This window comes from Xanthomonas sp. F14 (assembly GCF_014199865.1).
Genome location: NZ_JACHOM010000005.1, coordinates 19,177 through 42,383, shown reverse-complemented (window position 1 = coordinate 42,383; position 23,207 = coordinate 19,177). Strand labels below are relative to the sequence as shown.

General features: G+C 64.9%; 23 protein-coding genes. 10 read left to right on the top strand and 13 right to left on the bottom strand.

The features are described 5' to 3' along the window. Positions 1 to 16 precede the first annotated feature (16 nt). The 9 genes from GGR73_RS16815 to GGR73_RS16775 form a co-directional block, all read right to left on the bottom strand. Complete coding sequence (locus tag GGR73_RS16815) at positions 17 to 451, bottom strand: EF-hand domain-containing protein (protein ID WP_049818089.1); 435 nt, start codon at positions 449 to 451, stop codon at positions 17 to 19. A 256-nt stretch (positions 452 to 707) separates the two neighbouring features. Then, positions 708 to 1,070, bottom strand: coding sequence for an EF-hand domain-containing protein (locus GGR73_RS16810; RefSeq protein ID WP_024938867.1), 363 nt, complete (start codon positions 1,068 to 1,070; stop codon positions 708 to 710). A 224-nt stretch (positions 1,071 to 1,294) separates the two neighbouring features. Beyond that, complete coding sequence (locus GGR73_RS16805) at positions 1,295 to 1,672, bottom strand: hypothetical protein (RefSeq protein ID WP_184458022.1); 378 nt, start codon at positions 1,670 to 1,672, stop codon at positions 1,295 to 1,297. 137 nt (positions 1,673 to 1,809) lie between these two features. Continuing rightward, complete coding sequence (locus GGR73_RS16800; RefSeq protein WP_016903162.1) at positions 1,810 to 2,007, bottom strand: CPXCG motif-containing cysteine-rich protein; 198 nt, start codon at positions 2,005 to 2,007, stop codon at positions 1,810 to 1,812. A 79-nt stretch (positions 2,008 to 2,086) separates the two neighbouring features. Next, positions 2,087 to 2,737 (bottom strand): M15 family metallopeptidase, encoded by a 651-nt coding sequence (locus GGR73_RS16795; RefSeq protein WP_435013355.1) that lies wholly within the window; start codon positions 2,735 to 2,737, stop codon positions 2,087 to 2,089. Between the two features lie 336 nt (positions 2,738 to 3,073). Then, positions 3,074 to 5,029 carry a peptidoglycan-binding domain-containing protein gene (locus GGR73_RS16790; protein WP_184458018.1) on the bottom strand — a complete coding sequence of 652 codons (1,956 nt, stop codon included), beginning with the start codon at positions 5,027 to 5,029 and terminating at the stop codon, positions 3,074 to 3,076. A 166-nt stretch (positions 5,030 to 5,195) separates the two neighbouring features. After that, positions 5,196 to 5,978, bottom strand: a complete 783-nt coding sequence (locus GGR73_RS16785; protein ID WP_184458016.1) for a hypothetical protein — start codon at positions 5,976 to 5,978, stop codon at positions 5,196 to 5,198. Positions 5,979 to 6,378: 400 nt separating this feature from the next. Next, positions 6,379 to 7,284 carry a hypothetical protein gene (locus GGR73_RS16780; protein WP_184458014.1) on the bottom strand — a complete coding sequence of 302 codons (906 nt, stop codon included), beginning with the start codon at positions 7,282 to 7,284 and terminating at the stop codon, positions 6,379 to 6,381. Between the two features lie 109 nt (positions 7,285 to 7,393). Then, on the bottom strand, positions 7,394 to 8,197 hold the full coding sequence (locus GGR73_RS16775; protein ID WP_053054563.1) for an N-acetylmuramoyl-L-alanine amidase: 804 nt from the start codon (positions 8,195 to 8,197) through the stop codon (positions 7,394 to 7,396). A gap of 310 nt (positions 8,198 to 8,507) precedes the next feature. On the opposite strand from GGR73_RS16775, the gene GGR73_RS16770 reads away from it, so the two are divergent. The 6 genes from GGR73_RS16770 (at position 8,508) to GGR73_RS16745 (ending at position 14,680) form a co-directional block, all read left to right on the top strand. Next, positions 8,508 to 9,920 carry an SH3 domain-containing protein gene (locus GGR73_RS16770; protein WP_184458012.1) on the top strand — a complete coding sequence of 471 codons (1,413 nt, stop codon included), beginning with the start codon at positions 8,508 to 8,510 and terminating at the stop codon, positions 9,918 to 9,920. Next, positions 9,917 to 11,014 carry a dipeptide epimerase gene (locus tag GGR73_RS16765; protein WP_102580510.1) on the top strand — a complete coding sequence of 366 codons (1,098 nt, stop codon included), beginning with the start codon at positions 9,917 to 9,919 and terminating at the stop codon, positions 11,012 to 11,014. The genes GGR73_RS16770 and GGR73_RS16765 overlap by 4 nt, the downstream gene beginning before the upstream one ends. 495 nt (positions 11,015 to 11,509) lie before the next feature. Further along, on the top strand, positions 11,510 to 12,286 hold the full coding sequence (locus GGR73_RS16760; protein WP_104593653.1) for a L,D-transpeptidase family protein: 777 nt from the start codon (positions 11,510 to 11,512) through the stop codon (positions 12,284 to 12,286). After that, positions 12,283 to 13,590, top strand: a complete 1,308-nt coding sequence (locus GGR73_RS16755; RefSeq protein ID WP_184379502.1) for an APC family permease — start codon at positions 12,283 to 12,285, stop codon at positions 13,588 to 13,590. The genes GGR73_RS16760 and GGR73_RS16755 overlap by 4 nt, the downstream gene beginning before the upstream one ends. An 88-nt stretch (positions 13,591 to 13,678) precedes the next feature. Then, entirely contained in the window at positions 13,679 to 14,176 is a 498-nt protein-coding gene (locus GGR73_RS16750; RefSeq protein ID WP_102256993.1) for a hypothetical protein, read from the top strand. Between the two features lie 171 nt (positions 14,177 to 14,347). Next, positions 14,348 to 14,680: a hypothetical protein gene (locus GGR73_RS16745; protein ID WP_184458010.1), complete on the top strand. Its 333-nt coding sequence runs from the start codon at positions 14,348 to 14,350 to the stop codon at positions 14,678 to 14,680. 55 nt (positions 14,681 to 14,735) lie between these two features. On the opposite strand, the gene yiaA is transcribed toward GGR73_RS16745, so the two are convergent. After that, complete coding sequence (gene yiaA / locus GGR73_RS16740) at positions 14,736 to 15,173, bottom strand: inner membrane protein YiaA (RefSeq protein WP_046344757.1); 438 nt, start codon at positions 15,171 to 15,173, stop codon at positions 14,736 to 14,738. Positions 15,174 to 15,343: 170 nt separating this feature from the next. On the opposite strand from yiaA, the gene GGR73_RS16735 reads away from it, so the two are divergent. After that, on the top strand, positions 15,344 to 16,522 hold the full coding sequence (locus GGR73_RS16735; RefSeq protein WP_184458008.1) for a PQQ-dependent sugar dehydrogenase: 1,179 nt from the start codon (positions 15,344 to 15,346) through the stop codon (positions 16,520 to 16,522). A gap of 291 nt (positions 16,523 to 16,813) precedes the next feature. Here GGR73_RS16735 and GGR73_RS16730 read toward each other — a convergent pair whose 3' ends face one another. The 3 genes from GGR73_RS16730 to tsaD form a co-directional block, all read right to left on the bottom strand. Beyond that, on the bottom strand, positions 16,814 to 18,985 hold the full coding sequence (locus GGR73_RS16730) for a glycoside hydrolase family 3 N-terminal domain-containing protein (protein WP_184458006.1): 2,172 nt from the start codon (positions 18,983 to 18,985) through the stop codon (positions 16,814 to 16,816). A gap of 232 nt (positions 18,986 to 19,217) precedes the next feature. Beyond that, positions 19,218 to 19,574 (bottom strand): dihydroneopterin aldolase, encoded by a 357-nt coding sequence (folB, locus tag GGR73_RS16725; RefSeq protein WP_184458003.1) that lies wholly within the window; start codon positions 19,572 to 19,574, stop codon positions 19,218 to 19,220. 75 nt (positions 19,575 to 19,649) lie between these two features. Next, the gene (tsaD, locus tag GGR73_RS16720; RefSeq protein WP_160955065.1) at positions 19,650 to 20,714 is read right to left on the bottom strand and encodes a tRNA (adenosine(37)-N6)-threonylcarbamoyltransferase complex transferase subunit TsaD; all 1,065 of its coding nucleotides are present in this window, start codon (positions 20,712 to 20,714) and stop codon (positions 19,650 to 19,652) included. Positions 20,715 to 20,994: 280 nt separating this feature from the next. On the opposite strand from tsaD, the gene rpsU reads away from it, so the two are divergent. From rpsU to GGR73_RS16705, 3 genes are all read left to right on the top strand, one after another. Beyond that, positions 20,995 to 21,210, top strand: a complete 216-nt coding sequence (gene rpsU, locus GGR73_RS16715; RefSeq protein ID WP_002808376.1) for a 30S ribosomal protein S21 — start codon at positions 20,995 to 20,997, stop codon at positions 21,208 to 21,210. A 252-nt stretch (positions 21,211 to 21,462) separates the two neighbouring features. Next, a complete protein-coding gene (locus GGR73_RS16710) occupies positions 21,463 to 21,909 on the top strand; it encodes a GatB/YqeY domain-containing protein (RefSeq protein ID WP_065032992.1) in 447 nt (148 codons plus the stop codon). A 248-nt stretch (positions 21,910 to 22,157) separates the two neighbouring features. Beyond that, entirely contained in the window at positions 22,158 to 23,105 is a 948-nt protein-coding gene (locus GGR73_RS16705) for a YihY/virulence factor BrkB family protein (RefSeq protein WP_184458001.1), read from the top strand. The last annotated feature ends 102 nt before the right edge of the window (positions 23,106 to 23,207 follow it).

Below are 23,207 nucleotides of genomic sequence, written 5' to 3'. Positions count from 1 at the left end.
TGGAGCGCTGCCGCGGTCAATCCCCCGCGGCGTCGCCTGGACCGGGCTGGTAGCTGGCGAATTCGTCGCGCGACAGGCGCCCATCACCATTGCTGTCGAAGCCGGCAAAATTCTCGCGCAGGACGGGGTCGGCGCCGGCTTCGGCCACCGTCAATGAGCCGTCGGCGTCGCTGTCCAGGCTGCGGAAGGTCCGTGGCGCCAACGTGCCGGCCTGCGGCGCCAGTGCGGCCTCCGCACCGCCTTTGGCAGCCGATGGCGCTGCAGCATCGACCGGAAGTAAGGGTGTTGTGGCAGGCGGTGGTGGGTCGATCGGCAACGGCGCCATTGTCGGTGTTGCCGGCCCTGTGGTGGAGGTCGCACGCGACGGGTTGGCCGGTGGCAACTCCGGCGGCGCCGCGAGCGCCCACAGTGGACTCGACAGGCCGACCAGCATGGCGATACGCAGCAGCATGAGAGTGTGCCGAAGGGACGAGCGGGCAATCTAGCGCGGTGCACGTAAAGAAAACGGGAGCGACCCTGGCAGATCGCTCCCGCGTGTCCATCCTGTTACGTGGTCATGCTGCTACTTGCCGATCACGGGCATCCACGAAGCGATGCCACGGATCAAACGACAACAACTGCTCAAATGACTGCAATTGCGAAAGCTGCCTCCTGATGTCAAAAAAAACACGTCAGCAAACGAACTCACTACCTTGCGACCTACTACCTCAGTTGCCTTGCGACCCACTTCCCGCTGCGCCGCCCTGCTGCTTGGCGACAAACGCCTTGTATTCGTCCGGGGTCAGCTTGCCGTTCTTGTCGGAATCGGCGTCATTGAAGATCTGCGCGAGCCCGGCATTGACCTGGGCCTCCTGTGTGCTGATGGCGCCGTCGCTATCGGTGTCGACGCTCGCCCAGGTCTGCCCGCCGCCGGACTGCGCAGGCTGTGCCGCGCTCGTGGCAGAGCTTCCCGACTGGGCCGACGTCGCGGCGGCATCCTGCTGCGTACTCTGCGCCATCGCCGGCAGCGCCAGGGCGGCGGCAAGAGCGGCGGTGGCGGCGAGCAGCGAGGTGCGGTTGCGATTCTTCATTGGGTGGTCTCCTTGGCTTGGGAATGCGCGGTGTCGCCGCACATGGCCCCACCTTACCCGGCCCGAATGAACGCAAAACCTGCCGCAATTTCCCGCAAAACATCCTCTTAACCACGCGTCGGACGTTTGCGCCTAGCCATCTGTTAGACATCGGTGAGCCAAACAGAAGCAGCTCATTCAATGCATCAAAATATGCGAACCGTGCCGCATTTCATAACGTAAATTTACGCATTCGGTGCCTCGTCATCCCAGCTTCCGGAGCTGAACAGTTTCCAACCCAGCACCACACCGGCGATCGCCCCGGCCACTTCCAGGATCACCCGCGGTCCCAATTCGTTGGGATCGTGGATCTTGGCCAATGCCAGGCGCGCATACAGCGGCGACTCCAGCCGCACGATGCTGGTGTAGACGAGATTCCAGATGTCGTAGCCGCCGCCGATGGCGACCGCGAGCAGACAGGCAATACCCAGCGTGTGCCCGTGGGTGAAGTGCACACGCCGGCCGATGTGCTCGACCCCGGCGAAGACCAGCACACCCAGCACCAACGCGATCAGGCCAGCCTCCAGCGAACCGAGCAGACCGAAGTGCAGAGGCAGATTCATCGTGAGGATCCAGGCAGCAGGCGCATCAGTCTAGCGGTTGCGGGTGATGGATCCCTGCCCAGGCAGCAAGCGCGAGCGCTTACGCGAACGCGGACCGGCCGCGCGCTACGAGTGCCCGATGCTGCGGCACGCCGCGCTCACGCATCGTCCTGCCCGCGCGCACTCACCTGCGCCTCGCCTTCCTCATCCCACTGCACGCTGACCGAGATCGGCTTGCAGCACACCTGGCAATCTTCGATGTAGTGCTGGTCGCCGCCGGTCAGATCCAGCGTCAGGGTGATCCACTCCCCGCAATACGGGCAGGCGATATCGATAAAGCGTTCCGGGTCGGACATGGCAATTCCTTGCAGCGATTTAGGGTGATGCACAACATGGACAGGCCGGTGGCCGAGTCACCGCCTGCGGCGCGGTTGCTCAGTTGACCGGCACATCGAACGCGGTATCCGGCATCGGCTCAGGGCGGAAGGTGAAATGCCACCACTCCATCGGATAGTTGGCAAATCCCTCCGCTGCCATGGCACGCAACAGCTGCTGGCGGTGGGCACGCTGGGCAGGACTGATGTCGCGCGCATCGGTATGCGCACGCGCATCGAAGAAATCGAAGTCGGTGCCCATCGCCACCGGCTGGCATGGGCCCTGCCGGCAATCGAGCAGGCCCAGGTCCAGCGTTGCGCCACGGCTATGCCCCGAAGTCTCGGCAATGTAGTCGCCTAACAGTGCGCGCTTGTCCACACGCGGGTAGTACTGCGCCTTGGTCGCCTGGTCCTGCAGATCCGCAGCCCAGGCCACGAACGCCTGCACCGCCCGCACCGGCCGGTAGCAGTCGAACACCTGCAGTCGATATCCCTGGGACTTGAGGGACCGCGCCACCCGTGCCAGCGCCTCCGCCGCCGGACGCAACAGATAGCACGTGGGCGCCTCATACCCCGGCACCACACGCCCGGTGAAGTTGTTGCTGCCCGCATAACGCATGTCCACCGCGATCTCGGGCGCAAGGCCGTGCACATTGACCAGACCGGCTTGTGCGGCGGTTGTTGCCGGCGAGAGGATGGGAGCCGCTTGCACGTTGAGGCCTGCGCACAGAAGAACCAGCGCAGACACCTGCCACCCGATGCGCTGCAGGGTGCATGCGACATGGTGCCATACGAGATTTACCGGGGATCGTGCTTGCGTCATGCACCAAGCATAAGCCACCACAAGCAAGCTGCCTGCACAGAAGCGCTCGAACAGGCAAAGCACGTGGCTCGCTTGACGAACAACGGCTCGGGACGGACAGACCGGATCGCGGCGCTCGCCATCCGCACATCGACGCACTATCCCCGCTCCTGCGCAATCGCCAGTCCGGTCGAATGCCGGACTGGCGATTGCTGTCGCACAGATTCGTAACCTGACGAGAGGTGCCTAGCGTGCAGGACCCGACTGCGTCTGGGCGGCCTGCGTGCGCTGCTGATCCTCCTGGTTCTGCCGCTGCGTCTCGGCTGTGAGCTGTTGCTGACTCTGCTCCAGCGGCACCGATGCGGCCTGCTGCTTGTCCACGTAGGCACGATTCACATCGAGCGGATTGTTGGGATTGCGCTCTACCGCAATCAACCCCCTACCATTGGTGCTCGGCACCAATTCGTCGATACGCGACATCCCACTGACCTTGGCTTCGAAGGCGATTTGGCCAGCGGCGCGCTGCATTTCGTCGCGACTACTGAAGCCGCCGTTCGGCCCATGCTTCTGAAGATGGTCCATTGCCTGCTTGAGCAAAGGATCTACTGGACGTTGCGCTTCGACAGCGGCGGAAGCGGGGAGCTTGGCCTCGCCACTATTCTTGACCTGGCCCTGTTGCTTGCCGAGTGCTTCGAGCGTGGCCTTATCGGCAATACCCGTCGGATCCATGCCCTTCTCGCGCTGCAGGTTTGCCACCACTTCCTTGGTCTTGTCGCCGTAATAGCCGGTACCGGACAGCAACTTGCCGCTGTTGTCTTTTATCCCGAGTTCGATCAGGGCCTGCTGCATCGCCTTTACATCCGCACCTTGCTCGCCCGGTCGCAACGATGTGCGCGTTGGATGGTCCTGATTCTGCGACTGTGTCTGTTGCCTGTCCTGCAGTAGCTCGCGCGCCTTGGCGAATGGATCGGACGCAAACAACCTGGCGTTCTGGTTGTCGGCCAGATACTTTTCCAAAGGCATCGTATTGACGCCCTTTGTGCCGCTGGACTGGCTGACCTGCAGCTCGCCGCTCTTGGGGTCGCGCACCACCATCAGGATGTGATCGATGCCCTTCCAGTGGTCATGCCCCGAATTCCGGCTGGCATCCACGCCAATGACCATGCCTTCCTTCAGCGCACCGGGCTTGAACACGTCCTGGCCTTGTAGCAACACGCCGGAATTGTCGAATGCCTTCTTGACGATGCCACCGGAGCCAGTCATTCCTTGCACCAGCATGTCCTGGCGGCCGAACACGTCGCGGCCAGCCTTCTGATTGATCTCCCGCATGGTGGCGTTCTGCAACTCGGAGACCCAGCCGGAGCAGTCGATGTAGCCCTGTTCCAGGTGCTTGCCGTCCACGCCGGGATGGTAGAGCCTGTGGCCCTTGATATTGATCGCGTACTTCACATCGTCGTACTTGACGCCCATCTCATACGCGGCGGTGAGCTTGATTGCGTCTTGACCGTCCTGCCCGGCCGCTGCAGCCGGATGCGACTGCACGCGGGCCGGCGCCACCGGCTGTTGGGACTGGCCCTCGGCAACCGGCTTGATGCCCTTTTCCGGGATGGCGATATGGTCGAACTTGGTGTCCCAGTACTTCAGAAAGGTCTTGGCCATGTCCTGATCGGACATCTTCTTGAACTCGGCCAGCGAGCTGCCGGTGTAAGCCTCAAACTGTTTGGCACCGGCCGCATCCTTTTCGCGCGGCACATTGTTGATGATGTTCGCGCGCGTGTCTCCGCGCGCGAAGCTGCCGTCGGCAACCGCCTTCTGGATCGACCGATAGCCGGCAGCGCCCTGCTGGTGCGCCATGTACATATCCAGCCCATCGGGCTGCGGCTTGCCGGATAGGTACGGACGATTGTCTTTATCGTGCTGGCGGGTCAGTGACCTCGCATTGTCCTGATATAACCGCGCCGCGGCATCGGTATTGGCCACCGCATCCAGTTCACGGCCGCTGATGCCGTAGGCCGCGGCAGTACCAGGAGTGAACTGGAACAAGCCCTTGGCGCTGTTCGGGCCACGGCTGGCCTGCTCGTCGAACCTGCCGCCGGTTTCGACATAGGCGAAACGCATGAAATCGTCGACTGGAATGTGGCGTTCCCTGGCCTCACGCTCGATGATGTCGAGGTTCTCGGCCTTCGTGTAGTCGCGTGCCATCTCGTGTTACTCCTTGAGGTTGATATACGGCGCTGGGCGCCGACAAGGTCAACCGAGCTCGTCCATGAGCTGATTGGTGTGCGGTCAACAAGCCTGTTCGATGTTGCAAGTCGCGGGTTCTTGCTGCTGCCGACGCGTCGCTCCGTGGAGCAGCGCACCGACCGATTCACTGGACTTCTTTCGGCAGGTACTGCCCGCTCGCCTGGTCGTATACGTAAATCACCGCATCGGATGCATCGAGCATGCGCACCTGGCCAGGGCCGAAAATAACCGTGCCCTGCAACGTCACGTGCATGGCCGGCATCCGCTCGCCGGGCACCGGCTGGAAGCTCAGCGTGCCGCGGCTGGAGACGTGCGCAACGCTGCCCTCTTCGTCGCTACTGAGCTCGTTGTCCTCGCCGGCTGCAAGCGTTCCCCGGTAGACCCAGCCCTGGTAGTCGCCCAGGTCGTTCTTGTCCGGATCGAAGGTAAATAGCGCAAAGCCGAAGCTGGTGACGCCATTGCCGAAACTGGAGGTCGGCACTGCCAACAGCAAGTGACCGTTGTCCAGGATATGCCGCTGCGCCTTGCGCGTTTCGTCGACCGCGTCGGCGCGCTCGTCGCCGCCGAAGCGGCCGACGTACTGTTGCGCGTGGAATAGCCTCCACGGCCGCTCGCTGTCCGGCGCGGTCAGCAGAAACGTGGCCTGGCTGATCGACACGCCTTCACCCGGATCCGGAAAGGTCTCGGCTTCGTCATTGCCGTACTTGTTGGGCGTGGCGTAGGCAAAACCGGTGTAGTAGTGCTTGCCGTCCAGATCGAAGTGCTGGCCGTGCCAGAAACTGGCAACAGCACCGTTATCGATCTCGTACGAGAGCGCGCCGTCCCCATCCATGCCGTAAATCAGGTACAGCACGCTGCCCGGGTAGGGCGGTGCCACCGTGACGGCAACTTGAGTGTCGTTGGACATGTGCAGAACATCCTGTATGTATTGAAGAAGCCGGAAACACAACCGCAATCCCGACACGCCATGCCGCGTTATCCGGCAAGCCGCCCTGCTACGCATCACGGACATGGCCCGACCCGCAGAGACGCAGCTGTCGCAGACGCGGCTTCGGACAGAAAACGGTGAGTGCGATCCGGCCCCAAGGCAGGGGCGGTGATAGCGATTCGCGCATGGCAAACCGCAAGCCGGCGATCCACTCCGGCATTTCGGGCGAGTGCAGCATCCATTGCCGCTCGCGAATGACTTGCCTGATCATCAGGCCCCGTGGGCGAATCTTATCCAGTTCCCGCCCCCGAAACCAGCTGGCTGTGCCGGCCAGTCCGCGTCACGTGCTGGCCCACAACAGACCGGCACGCGGGCAGGCTCAGCGATCCAGCGGCGGCGTGTACTGGTGCTTGGTGGCGTCGTAGGTATAGGTGACCACGTCGGCGGCGCCGAGGCTGCGGGCCTTGCCAGGGCCGGCAATGGCGGTGCCGCTCATGGCCACACGCAGGGTCGGCATCGATCCACTGCCGGGTTCGAAGCTCAGCGTGCCGGTGCTGGACGCGCACTTCATGGTGCCCTCATCGTCGCAGGCCGCGCTGTTGTCTTCGCCGGTGGCCACGGTGCCCAGGTAAACCCAGCCCTTGTAGTCGCCCATGTCGTTCTTGTTCGGATCGAAGGAAAACAACGCAAAACCCAAGCTACTGATGCCGTTGGCGAAGCGCGTGGTCGGCAGCGCCAGCACCAGGTGGCCATCCTTGGTCTCGGTGCGCTGCGGCTTGCGCGTCTGGTCCAGCGTGTCGGCCTTCTCGTTGCCGCCGAAATCGCCAGCCCATTGCTGGGCATGGAACAGCACCCATGCCGGTTTGCCACCGGCATCGTCGAGCACATAGGTCGCCTGGCTGATGCTGACGCCGACGGCAGGGTCCGGAGAGTCCTCTTCCTCGGATTTGCCGTACTTGCCGGGGCCCGCGTTGGCGAAGCCGGTGTAGTACTGCTTGCCGCCAAGGTCGAAGCGGTAGCCGTACCAGAAGCTGGCCAAGGCGCCGTTGTCGATGGTGTACGACTCCGATCCGTCGCCCTTCATCCCATAGATATCGGCAAGCACATGCCCGGGCGCCGGCACCTCGGCGTCGACCGTTGCAGGACTCGTCGCCGCTGGCGCAGCAGCAGGAGCGCTCTGCGAGGGCGGTGTCTGCACGTCTCCGGGCGTTGCGTCGGGTGTCTTGGTGCAGCCGCCGACCATCAGGATCGTGGCGGCCCACAGGGCAGTCTTTCCTAGCCTCATCACACGACGTCCTTCAAGAGTTTGGGCGAGCGGATGCTACCAAGAATGTGGTCGGGATCCAGTCCACGCAGCGTTCGTCAGGGCGACGGAAAACGAGCAGGCTGGATCGCTACGGCGCATCCGGTTCGATGGGCACCGACGGAAGCTGCAATTGCCGCAGCGCTGGTCGGGTCAACGCATGCAGGATGCGCAAATCCTCGGCATCCAGCGTGCGGGCGTCGCTGCCGCGGTAGTGATGATGAAATGCCTGCAGCGTGGCAGCGGGATCGTCGAGGCTGTAGCCGAGCAGGGCCAGCGCCTGCCAGGGATCGAAGCCTGCCGGCGCGGCGGGGGCATCGGCGGCAGGCCAGCGGCCGAAGCCGGCGTCGGCCAGGCGTTTCCACGGAAACAGCGGGCCGGGATCGTTCTTGCGGGTCGGGGCCACGTCTTCATGCCCGACGATCTGCGTGCGCGGAATGCGCAGGCGGGTGCACAGGTCATCCAGCAGCACCAGCAGGCTGTCGATCTGGGCGGGCGCGAACGGCTCGCTGCCGTCGTTGTCCAGTTCGATGCCGATCGAGGCGGAATTGATGTCGGTGATGGTGCCCCAGCGCCCGGCGCCGCCATGCCAGGCGCGCTGGTCGTCGCTGACCAGTTGATAGCGCGCGCCATCCTCGCCGATCAGATAGTGCGCACTGACCCGGCCGCCGCTATTGCGCCCGCGCAGCGTGCCTAGGCTCTGCGTCACCGATTGCTGGTCGGTGAAGTGCAGCACGATCAGGATCGGCCGCCGCGCGTCGTAGTTGGGCGAGGGCACCCACTGGGCCAGCGGGTTGCGCTGCGGCGCATGCGCGCACGCACCCAGTGACAGCACCACCAGGCACAGCGCGGCGCGTAGCCAGGGCGATGGCGACAGCGTGGGAGCAGATGACATCGGATTCTCCTGGCAAAACGGCAAGGGCTTGCGCTGCACCAGCACCCTGATGGGCCGCGCAGGCGATACACCCATTATCTGCCGTGCGGACGATGGCATGCAGCATGCGGCTGCGGCCGGTGGCAGGCAGACTGCACGTGTGCAGAGACCGACAGACCTTACAGCGCCGCTGCGCCATGCGACACGCACCAGTGATAATACGCATGCGTACACTAAAGGCCGGCGCGGTCGGCGCAGGTCCGCGCGCCTGCGGTGGTGATTCCCTGTAAAAAGCCTCGCCAGTCGCTGTATCCCATCAAGAGCCCTCTTCATGCCACTGTCGCGCCGCCTGCTGACGTTGTTGCTGCTGATCATCGGACTGTCCTGGGATGCCGCTGCGGCAACGCCTGCCAGCCCGATATTGCACACGGCACCGTTTGCGGCCAGCGATGCGCAGCTGACCGCCGACTACTGGATCCAGCGCACTGACAACGCGCAGACGCTGCACATGACTGCCGCACAGATCGCCGGCTTCAATGCGCGTTTGCTGCGTGACGATCGCTCCATGCACGACCTGTCGCAGCTGGCCGAAGTACTGCCGGCGGCCGAGGTGCGCGCGCGTATCGAAGCGCTGTCGGCCATGCCGACGCGTGCGCTGTACGACAGCGAGGGTCGCAGCATCGATGCCTCCCGCCTTGCGACGCTGCGCCACGCCCTGGCACTGGATGCACTGCCTGCGCAGGTCACGCCACGATTCGCACTGGTGGTGCAGCGCGCGGCACTGCGCACCTTCCCCACCGCGCAACGCGTGTTCAGCACTACCGACGACCACGATATCGACCGCTTCCAGGAATCGGCGCTCTACCCCGGCACGCCGGTGGCGGTGCTGCACACCAGCGCCGATGGTGCATGGCACTTTGTGCTGGCAGCCAACTATGCGGCCTGGATCGCTGCCGACCGGATTGCCGTGGGCACGCGTGAGGAAGTGCTGGACTATGCACAACGCAGCCCACGGCTGGTGGTCACCGGCGCACGCGTGCAAAGCGCCTACACCCCGGAGGTACCCGCCATCTCCGCAATGGCGCTGGACATGGGCACCAGCGTCCCTCTGCTTCGCGACTGGCCGCCGCAGCAACCGGTCAACGGGCAGTTGCCGCAGGCCGCCCATGTCGTGCAGCTGCCGCTGCGCAACAGCGAGGGTCGCTTGCAGCTGGTGCCGGCACTGATCCCACGCGGCGCCGACGTGCGCGTGGGCCCGTTGCCGGCCACGCCTGCAGCGTTGCTGCAGCAGGCGTTCAAATTTCTTGGCGAACGCTATGGCTGGGGCAACGATTACGATGCGCGCGACTGCAGCGGTTTCGTGCTGGATGTGTATCGCAGCCTGGGTATTGCATTGCCGCGCAATACCGGCGATCAGGCACGCAGCCCTGCGCTGCTGGGCGTTCCGTTCCAGGCGCAGGCCGCACTGCCGCAGCGCCTGCAACAACTTGCCCGGCTGCAGGTCGGCGACCTGATCTACATCCCTGGTCATGTGATGCTGGTGGTCGGACACGAGCGCGGTGCGCCATGGGTGATCCATGACGTGGCCGGCGCCAGTTACCGCGACGCAGCCGGCAACGTGCAGCGCGCGCGCTTGAACGGTGTGTCGGTGACGCCGCTGCTGCCACTGCTCGCCAGCGACGGCACACCGTTCGTCGACCACATCACCCGCATCCAACGCATCGCACCGATTGGCTTTCCATGAAGATCACCGGCTTTCGCCTCGGCATGCTGCGCGTGCCATTGAAGACCCCGTTCAAGACAGCAGTGCGTACCGTGCAGGCGATCGAGGACGTGGTGGTGCTGCTGCAGACCGACAGCGGCCACATCGGCTATGGCGCAGCGCCGGCCACCGCCCCGATCACCGGCGATACGCACGGCTCCATCATCGCTGCGATCCAGCATTGCATCGGGCCGACGTTGATCGGCCAGGACGTGGCCGATCTCAACCGGCTATGCGCGCTGGTGCAACACGCGCTGGAGCGCAACACCAGCGCCAAGGCGGCGGTGGAGATCGCGCTCTACGACCTGTGGGCGCAGGCCCTGGGCGCCCCACTCTACCGGGCGCTCGGCGGTGGCATGCCGCGCATCACCACCGACATCACCATCAGCGTCGATAGCATCGACGTGATGGTGGCGCAGGCGCAATCCGCGCTCGCGCGCGGCTATCGGTCGCTGAAGATCAAGGTCGGCAAGGACAGCGGCTCGGACCTCGAGCGGATCACCGCGATACATACTGCTGTCGCTGGCCGCGCATCGCTGCGCCTGGATGCCAACCAGGGCTGGACGCCCAAACAGGCGGTGCGCACCATGCGTACACTGGAACACGCCGGCATCGTGATGGAACTGGTGGAGCAGCCGGTCAAGGCCGCGGACATCGACGGGCTGGCGTTTGTCACCGCGCGGATCGACACGCCGGTGATGGCCGACGAAAGCGTGTTCTCGCCGGTCCAGGTGATCGACCTCATCCAGCGCCGTGCCGCCGATATCGTCAACATCAAACTGATGAAGACCGGCGGGCTATCCAACGCAATCCGCATCGCCGATATCGCTGGCTTGTACGGCGTGCCCTGCATGATCGGCTGCATGATCGAATCCAGCATCAGCGTGGCTGCGGCAGTGCATCTGGCGGTGGCCAAGGCCGGCAGCATCACCCTGGCGGATCTGGATGCGCCCGCGCTCGGGCAGTTCGATCCCACCGAGGGCGGCGTGCACTTCGACGATGCGCAGATCCATATCGACGACTCGCCCGGCCTGGGCATCCGCCGCATCCACGGGCTGGAGCTCTTGCCGGCTTAAAACGTCAGTAGGATCTCCAGGCCGCATTGGCCCAGGCATGGCGCCGTCAGCGCTTCTTTGCACACGCAGTCACCCGGACAGCGAACGTCGTGCATTGCTTGCACCATGCCCACCGATCATCTCGACAGGTCCTTGCCCGCTCACCGTCGCGGGACCTTACGCGGCATGGATGCCGCGTAAGCGCCTACAAGAACGTACTTGCGGCGTGTCCTGCGAGGGCGGGCGGGCAAGGGCCCTGCAGCCATGCCCCAGATCAGCCGCTCTGCAGCCAGCCAGCCACAGAGGCCAACTCTCCCAGAACAACAAAACACACTCGAAGCCCGGCCAAGCAGTCGCACAAACCAGGCGCGCGCATGCGGCACACGGCCACATTGCTGAGTACAGTAGCGACATGATGGTGTGCCCAACGCGGCACCAAAGCAGCGTACTGTCTCCGTCAACCATGTATCGCCCCCAGACTCGTCCCCCGCTCGACCCATTCCCCCCGGAGCCTGCATGCGCCTTGCCACCTTGTTTCGATCCGCTGTGCTGTTGGCGCTGGCGAGCTGCGGCAGCGTTGCCGTCGCTGCCGGGCCGATCGATGCCCTGAATCAAGCGCGCGCATTGATCGTGGTGACCACGCCGGACTGGGACAGCACCCAGGCGCGCCTGCAGACGTTCACCCGTGTGGACGGCCACTGGCAACCGGCCGCACCGGGCTTCGCGGTCGCGCTCGGGCGGCATGGCAGTGCCTGGGGCGATGGCCTGCATCCGGCACAGGCACAAGGACCGCAGAAGCGCGAAGGCGACGGCCGCAGCCCGGCCGGTGTCTTCGCGATCGGCCCGGCCTTCGGCTATGCCCAGCAGATCGACAGCGCCATGCCGTACCAGGCGATGAGCGCCACCCACTACTGCATGGATGTGCCGAGTTCGCCGCTGTACAACCGCATCGTCGATGCCGCGCAGGTCGGTGAGGCCGCAGTGGCCGGGTCGACCGAACCGATGCGCCTGGACCTGCAACATCCCGGCGATGCGCGTTACAGCGAGGGCTTCGTGATCGCCCACAATCCTGACGCGGTTCCCGGGCGCGGCAGCTGCATCTTCGCGCACCTGTGGCGCACGCCGGGCCAGTTCACCGCCGGCTGCACCGCGATGGCGCCGGCCGATATGCAAGGCCTGCTGGCCTGGTTGAAGCCAGACGACAAACCGCTGTTCGTGCTGTTGCCACGTGCCGAATATGCACGCCTGCAAGCCCAGTGGCAGTTGCCCGAATTGAAGGAGGCGGCACGATGACCACCCCGGCTCCTGCACCCGATTCCACTGGCCTGGTCCGCGTGGTCAGCCGCTGGCAAATCGTTGGCTTGTCGATCAACGATGTCATCGGCAGCGGCATCTATCTGCTGCCCGCGGCCACCGCGGCACTGCTGGGGCCGATGAGCCTGTGGGCGGTGATGCTGGCCGGCCTGGCGGTGGCGTTGCTGGTGTTGTGCTACGCGCAGGCGGCCAGCTATTTCGACACGCCGGGCGGCAGTTACCTGTACACGCGTGAGGCGTTCGGCCCGTTTGTCGGCTTTCAGATCGGCTGGATGATCTGGCTCACGCGCATCAGTTCGGCAGCGGCATTGAGCAACGGCCTGGCCGATGCGGTGGCGCGGTTCTGGCCGACCGTGGCGACCGATCACTGGGCGCGCTTGCTGGTGGTCGTCGGTTCCCTGGGTCTGCTCACCGCCATCAACGTGATCGGCGTGAAATCGGCTGCGCGTACCGGCATCGCGCTGGTGATCGGCAAGCTGGTGCCGTTGCTGCTGTTCGTGGCCATCGGCCTGTTCTACGTGGACTGGTCGTGGGCCTTTGCCGGCAACACGCCGGATCTGCGCGACCTGGGCAATCTGGGCGAAGCGGCCTTGCTGCTGCTGTTTGCCTATGCAGGCTTTGAGAACATTCCTGCGGCCGCTGGCGAATACCGCAACCCACGCCGCGACGTGCCGTTTGCGCTGATCACCATGATCGTCACGGTCACCTTGATCTACGCCGCGGTCCAGGTCGTCGCACAGGGCACGCTGCCCAATCTTGCCGCCTCGCCCACGCCATTGGCCGATGCCGCAAGCCGTTTCGGCGGCGAGGCGCTGGCGCTGATCCTCACCGTGGGTGCCACCATTTCCATTCTCGGCACCACCAGCAATACGGTCATGCTCGGGCCGCGCTTTTTGTTCGCGCTGGCACAGGATGGCTACGGCCCCGCATTCCTGGCACGTGTGCATCCGCGCTTCCACACCCCGGCTGCGGCAGTGCTGACCCAGGGCGTGCTGTCGCTGGCGCTGGCGGTGTCCGGCTCGTTTACGCAGCTGGCATTGCTGTCGATGGTCACGCGGCTGTTTGCCTACATCGGCACCGCTGCGGCAGTGATCGTGCTGGCGCGTCGCTACCGGCAACGCACCGACACCTTGCGCCTGCCTGGCGGGCCGGCCATTCCCATCGCAGCGCTGCTGCTGTCGCTGGGCCTGCTGGCCAGCGCCAGCTGGCAGAACCTGGCAGCCGCCGGGGTGGCATTGCTGGTGGGCTGGCTGATTTACCTGTTTCCGCGCAAGTCTGCGTAGCGGTTTTCGCAGGACGCTCGCACAGCGATCACGCCCGACTAACCGTGCCCGCCCAAGGCTGCAGTTCTCACCTGCATGGGAGCTTGCGATGAAACTGCGCCGTGTCTACAGCACGCCCGATATCGAAAGTGCGCAACGCGTCATGCAGGCCGCACGCAGCGCCGGCATCGACAACGATGCGCTGTCCTTGATTGCCCGTTCGGATATCGAGCTGCAAGGTATTCCCGATGAACGCAAGGATGCCAAGACGGATTTTCTCCCTGCTGCCGCGCGCGGCGCCGCCACCGGGGGCGCTGCGGGCTTGGTCGCCGGACTGGTTGCCATCGCTGTGCCTCCGATCGGCCTCACCATCGCCGGTGCCGGCGTCATGGCGCTGGCAGGCGCCCTGGTCGGCACCTGGTCGTCTGCACTGATCGGCGCCACCGTCCCCGATCCGGTCCGCCGCCAATTTGAGGACGAAATCCAGGCAGGGCGCGTCCTGGTCATCATCGACGCCGACGAGCCCTCGCTGCAGCATGCCGAAGCCAGCCTGCGTGCCGCCGGTGCCACGCCACTACCATACGAAGCTGCATCGGCAGCGACGTGACGCGCGCCGACCACCGGCTGAATCGTTGGGCGCGGCGCACCGTGTCGCGCAGGGGCGCGCCAGAGAGCGTCACCAAGTGCAGCATGCCTTGATGCCCTCCTCACCTGCTCTGGCAACGGATTTAACACCTGCCCGCCTAGGTTAGGGCGCACATTCAACACGGAGACGAGCATGAACGTGCCGTATCAGATTCCGGGCCGCGCACCGGACGAAGACCGCAGCCAGAACGTATCCAATTATTGGCGCGAGCGCTTCACCGAAGAATCGTATTACACCGAAGGTGACCGCTACGAAGATTACGAGGGCGCCTATCTCGCAGGACACCAAGCGCGCATCCGCGAAAACGCCCGCGCCTACGATCAGGTGGAAGCGGAATTGCACCGCGAGTGGGAAGCCAACCGCGGCACCCATGGCCTGAGCTGGAGCAAGGCCCGTCACGCCGTCAAGCGTGCCTGGGAAAATGCGACAGACCTTGTGACCGGCGACAACAAGTCCAAGCCCTGAAGACAACAACGCCACCCTCGAGGTGGCGTTGTTGTATCAATCTGTCTGTAGTGCATCAGTCCAGTGGCGGCGGTACTGCGCGCGAGTAATGCGATGCATTGGCGACATCCATCGCATCGCGGGTGTTCTTTTGCACCGCAACTGCGCCGAACAGGCTCAATGCGTAGGCCATCGCGTAGAAACCTTTCTCGCTCAGCAATAAAGTCGCGTTGATCAAGCCGATTGCCAGGAGCAGCAGCGCGATGACCAGCGAAAACCAACAGATCGCGTAGTACAGGCCCGTCACCGGAATTCCATCTGCGCGGTCACGCACACTCTTCTGCAACGACACCGATGCGAACAGGCCAAACAACAGCAGCGTGAAGTAATAGCCTTTTTCGTTGAGCATCATCTGCGCATTCCATAGCCCGACCAGGTAGGCAATGCCACCCAGCAGCAATGCAGCCCAGGATGCGGCGATAAAAGCAGGTGACGTTTTTTGCGTGGCAGCCATGGAAACTCCTTTTCATGGTGAAGCAGTAATGTGGGACGCACACGTCTCACAAAGAAAGTGATCTACGACAAGGCGGCCTTGAAGGCGTCGTGTAAGGTACTTTAAAACCCGACGCAGGACACGTTGCGGGAGGGCTGCAACGCGACTGCGCCCATTCCCTGGAGGACCTCATGTCTGTCCGACGTCTGCTTGCCCTGGCCTGCTCGGCCAGCTTGTTCACCGCCGCCACCGCATGTGCCGCGCCTGCCGTCGCGCCGGCGGCCGCCATTCCCAAGGCGCAGTGGCCGTTCCAGGCCACCACCGTTGCCGATTTCGACGAACCCTGGGCAATGACCTTCCTGCCCGACGGCAGCCTGTTGGTCAGCGAAAAACGCGGTGCATTGATGCGGCTGGATCTCAAGACCAACCGCAAGAGCGCCATCACCGGCATTCCGGCAGTCGCCTATGGCGGACAGGGCGGTTTTGGCGATGTCCTGGCGCATCCGCGCTTTGCCAAAAATGGCCTGGTCTATGTCAGCTACGCGGAACCGGGACAGGGCGATACCCGCGGCGCAGCAGTGGCACGCGCCAAGCTCACGCTGGATGCCAGCGGCGGCGGCACGTTGTCGGACCTGAAGGTGATCTGGCGCCAGGATCCCAAGGTCACCGGCAACGGCCACTTCGGCCACCGGCTAGCGTTCGGCCCGGACGGCAAGCTGTGGATCAGTTCCAGCGAACGCCAGAAGTTCACCCCCGCCCAGGACATGCAGGCCAATCTCGGCAAGCTGATCCGTCTCAACGATGATGGCAGCGTGCCGGCCGACAACCCGTTCGCTGCGCAGGGCGGCGTTGCCGCGCAGGTGTGGTCGCTGGGTCACCGCAATATTCTCGGCCTGGCCTTCGATGGCAAGGGGCGCCTGTGGGAACACGAGATGGGTCCGCTTGGCGGCGATGAGTTGAACCTGATCCAGCGCGGCGCCAACTACGGTTACCCGATCGTCTCCAACGGCGACAACTACGACGGCACCCCGATCCCGGATCACAACACCCGCCCGGAATTTGCCGCGCCCAAGATCAGCTGGACACCGGTGATCTCGCCAGCCGGCTTTGTGATCTACAGCGGCAAGCAGTTCCCGGCGTGGCGCGGCAACGGCTTTACCGGCGGCTTGTCGTCGATGTCGCTGGTGCAGGTCTCGCTCGGCGATCAGCCGCGCGAGGTGGCCCGCTACGACATGGGCGCGCGCATTCGCGAAGTGGAACAGGGTCCGGACGGCGCTCTGTGGTTGCTGGAAGACGAAGCCAGCGGCAGCACCGGGCGCCTGCTCAAGCTGACGCCCAAGAGCAAGGCAGCAGTCGAGAACGAGGCATAACTCCGCAAGATCGCGCCCAGGGGAGTCGTGCCACCGCCACGCGTCGAATGCGTGCTGGCGGTGGCCACGATTTTCGCGGCAAAGCCGCGTTCGATCCGGTGCGGTGCATGGCGCGATACATACAGATGCGAGCAGAGCCGTGGTCACATCGACCAGGCATGCGCTTACATCTTCCCTGACCCAATGACGGCGCGCCCTTGGGCCACGTCCGCCACCGTCATCTCAAATCCCGCGTAGCAACCGCACTCCGCTGCGTATCGCGTGAGTGCGCCCTACCACGCCCGCGGGTGTTTAGGCCTCCAGCAACTCGAACGTCACCGCCTCGCCACTCTTGGCCGAGGCGCACACCCACACATCGAACACGCCCGGCTCGGCGCCAAACACATTCTTGTGGTTGGTAAAGGCCAGTGCGTCACGCGTCAGGGTGAACACCACGTCCGTACTTTCGCCAGGCTGCAACAACACCTTGCGGAAACCCTTGAGTTCGCGCACCGGGCGCACCCGGCTGGCCACGCGATCGTGCACATACAGCTGCACCACTTCTTCGCCGGCCACGCGACCGGTATTGGTGACGCGCGTGGTGATGGTCAGGGTCTGGTCCCAGCCGAGCTGCGCACTGCTCAGCTGCGGCTGCGCATACGCAAAGGTGGTGTAGCTCAAGCCGTGGCCAAACGGATACAACGGCTCGTTGGGCATCTCGCGCCAGCGTGCCTTGTACTCGGACAGCGTCGGCAGTTCCGGGCGGCCGGTGCGCAGATGGTTGTAGAAATACGGCTGTTGCCCGGTCACCTGCGGAAAGCTGATCGGCAGACGCGCGGAGGGGTTGTAGTCGCCGAACAACACGTCGGCCACGCCGGTACCGGTCTGCGTGCCCAGGTACCAGGTCACTGCAATCGCATCGGCATCGCGCACCGCACCGCTCAGGGCCAGCGCGCGGCCATTGCGCAGCAGCACCACCATCGGCGTGCCGGTGGCGGCGATGGCTTCGGCCAATGCCTGCTGCGCCGGCGGCAACACGATCTCGGTGCGCGACTGCGCTTCGCCACTGAAGCGCTGCGGCTCGCCCAGCGCCAGCACCACCACGTCGGCGGCCTGCGCCGCATCGATGGCGGCGGAAATACCGCCCGGCAGTGCGTCTTCCAGGCCACAGCCCGGCACCACCGTCAGATGCTCGCTGTCGACCACCGCGCGCACACCCTGCTCCAGGGTCACGTAGCGCTGCTTGTCGCCGAACAGTGTCCAGCACCCCTCGATGTTCTCGCGGTCCTGCACGAACGGCCCGATCAACGCGATGTGCTGCCCGCTTTTCTTCAGCGGCAACACCTCGCCCTGGTTCTTCAGCAACACGATCGAACGCCGCGCCGCATCGCGCGACAACGCATCGTGCGCGGGCAGATGCGCGGTGTCGGCTTCGCGTGCCGGATCCAGCGAACGGTACGGGTTGTCGAACAACCCGATCGCCTCCTTGAGCTGCAGCATGCGGCGCACGCTGGCATCCAGCGTGGCCATCGGCACCTCGCCGCTTTCCACCAGCGACGGCAGATGCGCGGCATAGAAGCCGCTCTGCATGCTCAGATCCAGGCCGGCCAGGAACGCCTTCTTGGTCGCATCGCGCTCATCGGCCGCATAGCCGTGCGCAATCAATTCCATGTCGGCGGTGTAATCGGAAATCACCACGCCGGGGAACTGCCATTCGCCGCGCAGGATCTCGGTCAGCAATTCGTGGTTGGCACTGGCCGGCACGCCGTTGATGTCGTTGAACGAAGACATCACGGTCAGTGCGCCGGCATCGAAGGCGGCCTTGAACGGCGGCAGGTGCACATCGCGCAGTGTCTGCGGCGCGACGTCCACGGTGTTGTATTCCATGCCCGCAGCCACGGCGCCGTAGGCGGCGAAGTGCTTGGGGGTGGCCAGCAGGCAATCGTCGGCCTTCAGATCGCTGCCCTGGAAGCCGCGCACGCGGGCGGCGGCAAACGCCGCGCCCAGCACCACGTCTTCGCCGGCGCCTTCCGCGCCACGGCCCCAGCGCTGATCGCGCGCGATATCCACGGCCGGTGCGTAGGTCCAGTGCAGGCCGGCGGCGGTCGCCTCGATCGCGGTGGCGCGCGCGGTGCGCTCGGCCAGCTCGGGCTCGAAGCTGGCCGCCTCGCCCAGCGGGATCGGGAACACCGTGCGCATGCCGTGGATCACGTCCGCCGCCAGGATCACCGGGATGCCCAGGCGGCTTTCTTCCACCGCCACCTTCTGGATCTGCACGCCCAGCGCGGCGCCGACGCCATTGAACAACGAGCCGACCCGGCCTGCGCGCACCTGCTGCAGCACCTCGTCGGCGTTGAGCACATTGGCTTCGGGATTCACGTCCGGCGCGAACGGCCGCACCATGTCGGCGAACACACCCAACTGTCCGACCTTCTCTTCGACGGTCATCTGGGCAATCAGGGTTTCGATACGATCAGCAGCCATGAGATCCTTGAGAAAACGTTTACATGGCCGTCAATTCTAGCCTGAGGCGACCGCGAGGGGGCAAGTGCCGGGATTTGGAATTCGGGATTCGGGATTTGTCGGATCCGGTTGAACCGCGCCTTGGGGCTGGGGATCGTTGGCGTGGTCGTAGATCTCGGTCCGGTGCCACCTAGGTTTTCCGGGGCGCGGCCAAGGATCGGAGCTCGCTGAGCGAGCCCGCGGCCGGTGGCCGTCAGCGGGCCCGCTCGCGCTCGATGATCACTCCCACCGCCTGCGCGCCGCGCACCGCACCGGGCTTGCTCAGCTTCAACCGCAGCCAGTGCACGCCGAACTCGTCCAGCACGATCGCCGCGCAGCGCTCGGCCAGGGTCTCCACCAACCCGAAGTCCGAGGCCTGCACGAATTCGATCAGCCGCTTGCTCACTGCCTTGTAGTTCAGGGTATCGGCGATGTCGTCGCTGGCGGCCGGAATGCGGTTGTCGAAGCCCATCTCCAGATCGAACCGCAGCGTCTGGCGGATGTGCCGCTCCCAGTCGTAGATGCCGATCAGCGCATCGATTTCCAGGCCTTCGATAAAAACTTTGTCCATTGGGAGCCGTGATTGGGGATTCGGGATAGGGGGATTGGCAAGAGCGCGACAGACAGCAGGTAGAGGGACTAGCTTCTACGAATCTCCAATCCCCACTCCCGAATCCCGCGCCGCCGCCAGCGGCGGCAGCGCGGCCATATCCCAACGCGGCGTCACATGCACTGCCGCGTCGGCGCGCTCGCCGGCCTCCAGCCGCAGCGCGCCGGCGAAGGCGATCATCGCGCCGTTATCGGTGCACAGGGCCGGCCGCGGGAAGCACACCCGGCCGCCGCGCCGCTGCGCCGCGTCCTGCAGGCGTGCGCGCAGGCGCTTGTTGGCGCCCACGCCGCCGGCCACCACCAGGGTGTTGCAGTCGGCCGCATCCAGCGCGCGCAGGCATTTGATCGCCAGCGTCTCCACCACCGCATCCTCGAACCCGCGCGCGATGTCCGCCCGCGTGGTGTCGGACTGGTCGCTGCCGCGCCAGGCCAGCAGCACCTGGGTTTTGAGCCCGCTGAAACTGAAATCCAGCCCGGGCCGGTCGGTCATCGGCCGCGCGAACTTGTAGCGCCCCGGGGTGCCGGTTTCAGCCAGCGCCGCCAGTTGCGGCCCGCCCGGATACGGCAGGCCCATCATCTTGGCGGTCTTGTCGAAAGCCTCGCCGGCCGCATCGTCCAGCGTCTCGCCAAGCACCTCGTACTCGCCCAGCGCCTTCACCGATACCAGCTGGGTGTGGCCGCCGGAGACCAGCAGCGCCACGAACGGCGGCTGCGGCGGGTCGTCTTCCATCAGCGGCGCCAGCAGATGGCCTTCCATGTGATGCACGCCGATCGCCGGCACATCCAGCGCCCAGGCCAGCGACCGCGCCACACCGGCACCAACAAGGAGTGCGCCGACCAGGCCCGGGCCGGCGGTATAGGCCACCCCATCGAGTTCGTCGATCCGCAATCCGGCCTCGTCCAGGGTCTGGCGGATCAGCGGCAGCAGCTTGCGCACATGGTCGCGACTGGCCAGCTCGGGCACCACGCCGCCGTATTCGGCATGCAGCGCGATCTGGCTGTAGACCGCGTGGGCCCGCAGCGCCGGCACGCCCGACAGCGCGGTGTCGTAGACCGCCACGCCGGTCTCATCGCACGATGATTCGATCCCAAGAACTTTCACGGCAACTCGGCAGGCAGGGACATGCGGGCTATTTTCGCAGCTTTTACCCTGCGCAGATCGGCCAGGGGCGATCTGCTGCGCGGCCATGTCATCGCCACCGGATCACCCGCAAGCGCAGGCTTTATCAGGCTTGCTCGCGCAGATGCTGCAGGGGGCTTGCAGGTCGTTGGCAAGTCGTTATAATGCGCGGCTCGCCGGGGCAACCCGGAAATTCCGTCACGCGAGTCCGCTCGCACCCGCCCGGGGCTCCCGGACGGAAATCCCATTATCTGGAGAACCCATGCCCAGCGTTAAAGTCCGCGAGAACGAGCCCTTCGAATTTGCGCTCCGTCGTTTCAAGCGCACCTGCGAAAAGGCCGGCGTGCTGGCCGAAACCCGCAAGCGCGAGTTCTATGAAAAGCCGACCCAGGAGCGCAAGCGTAAGGCTGCCGCTGCTGTGAAGCGTCAGTTGCGTCGTTCCTCGCGCGACGTCACCAAGCGCCAGCGCTTGTACTGATCGAACGCGGTTCCTTGCCGACGGGCATGCGCTGAAGGCGCGGCCCATCGGAGTGGAACCCAAGAGCCGGCACGCGCAAGCGTCGCCGGCTTTTTGTATTGGTTCGATGCCAGGCGACCGCTGCGTTCTGCGCTGCAGACCGGCCGGCGTCGCTGCCATGACCCGCGCCTGTCAGGCCGACTTCCTGCCGATGCACTGCGCCCGTCGTGGCGCATCGGCACATCTGCAACACGCACTCCCAGGAGTTACACCATGCCCCTCAAGCAACAGCTCACCGATGACATGAAAGCCGCCATGAAGTCCGGCGACAAGCACAGCCTGGGCGTGATCCGGCTGATCAATGCCGCGATCAAGCAGAAGGAAGTGGACGAACGCGTCGAGATGGACGATGCCGCCGTGATCGCCGTGCTCGACAAGATGGTCAAGCAGCGCAAGGACTCGGTCACCCAGTACGAAGCTGCCGCACGCGACGACCTGGCGCAGGTCGAGCGCGAGGAGATCGTGGTGATCGAGCGCTACCTGCCGGCCAAGATGGGCGAAGCAGAGATCGTCGCCGCCATCCAGGCAGCCATCGCGCAGACCGGTGCCAGCAGCCCGGCCGACATCGGCAAGCTGATGGGCGCACTCAAGCCCAAGCTGGCCGGGCAGGCCGACATGGGCCTGGTCTCGACGCTGGTCAAGCAGCATCTGGCAGGCTGAGTCTTCGCCTGCACAGTGCCCTGTGCCCGATGGCCAGGGCACTGCAGCGAGCCGCCCAAGTGCGGCTGGCTGCAGCGCCGTTTCAACGGCAGCACACGCGCAACATCCAGCGCCCGCTTTCACCCGATCTTTGAACACGCCCTGTTAGAACACCTTCGCCAGCACAGGTCCGGGTGAAGCATTCCGCATGCCGGCTTCGCCTTACGACGCCTGCGCACACAACGGTATGCCCAAGGATTCTCCCGCCGGTGACGAAGCTCTCAACCGAACACCTGCAGAAACATCTGAGCCGCCTGCAGCGCAGCCTGCCGATGGCACTGCTCAATCGCTTTCTCGAGATCGACGTGATGACGCAGGCCGCGTCGCTGTCGTTCTACGCCTTGCTGTCGCTGGCACCGCTGCTGGTGCTGCTGCTGTGGCTGACCGCATCGCTGTATCCGCCCGCACAGGAAGCGCTGGTGCAGCAGATCGCGCAACTGGCCGGTGGCAGCGCGGCGGAAGTGGCCGATACGGTGATCCGCAACGCCACCGATCAACCCGGCGTAGGCTCGTTGGCCGGACTGTGGAGCACGTTGCTGCTGTTCATCGGCGCCACGGCGGTATTTGCGCAGTTGCAGAACGCTCTGAACCTGATCTTCCGCACCGACAAGCAGCGCCTGGAAGGCCTGATGGCGTGGCTGAAGAAGCGCGTGTTCTCGTTCGGCGTGATCCTGGCCCTGGGCTTCTTGTTGATCGTGTCGATGATTGCCACCACCGCGTTGCAGGTAGTGTTCGCACGGCTGCCATCGGTGCTGCCGGCGATCGGCTACATCACCACCCTGGCGCTGTATTCGCTCGCCTTTGCTTTTCTGTATCGCTATCTGCCCGATCGCACCGTCAACTGGCGGCAGGCCTTTGTCGGCGGCGTGATCACTGCATTGTTGTTCGCACTGGGCCGCTACTGCATTGGCCTGTACATCGCCAAGGCCGCGCCTGGCAGCGCATACGGTTCGATGGGCACCTTGGTCATCCTGCTGGTGTGGATGTACTACGCCTCGGTGGTGTTCTTCGTCGGCGCCCTGCTGACCGCGGTGATCGACGAGCGCGTACGCTCGCATCGCAAGCTGCGCGAGGCCGGGGTGGATACGGACAACCTGCCGCCGGTCGCCGCCGAACCGGATGCCGCGCCGCCGCAGGAAGCACCCACGCGCAATTGATTGCGCATGCCGCGCCGGTTGCCGCGCGTACCCAGGCGGCATCCACCGCTTTGCTGAGGACCCTCGCTCACTGAAATCGGCGCGCGCCGGCGGCTGGGATAT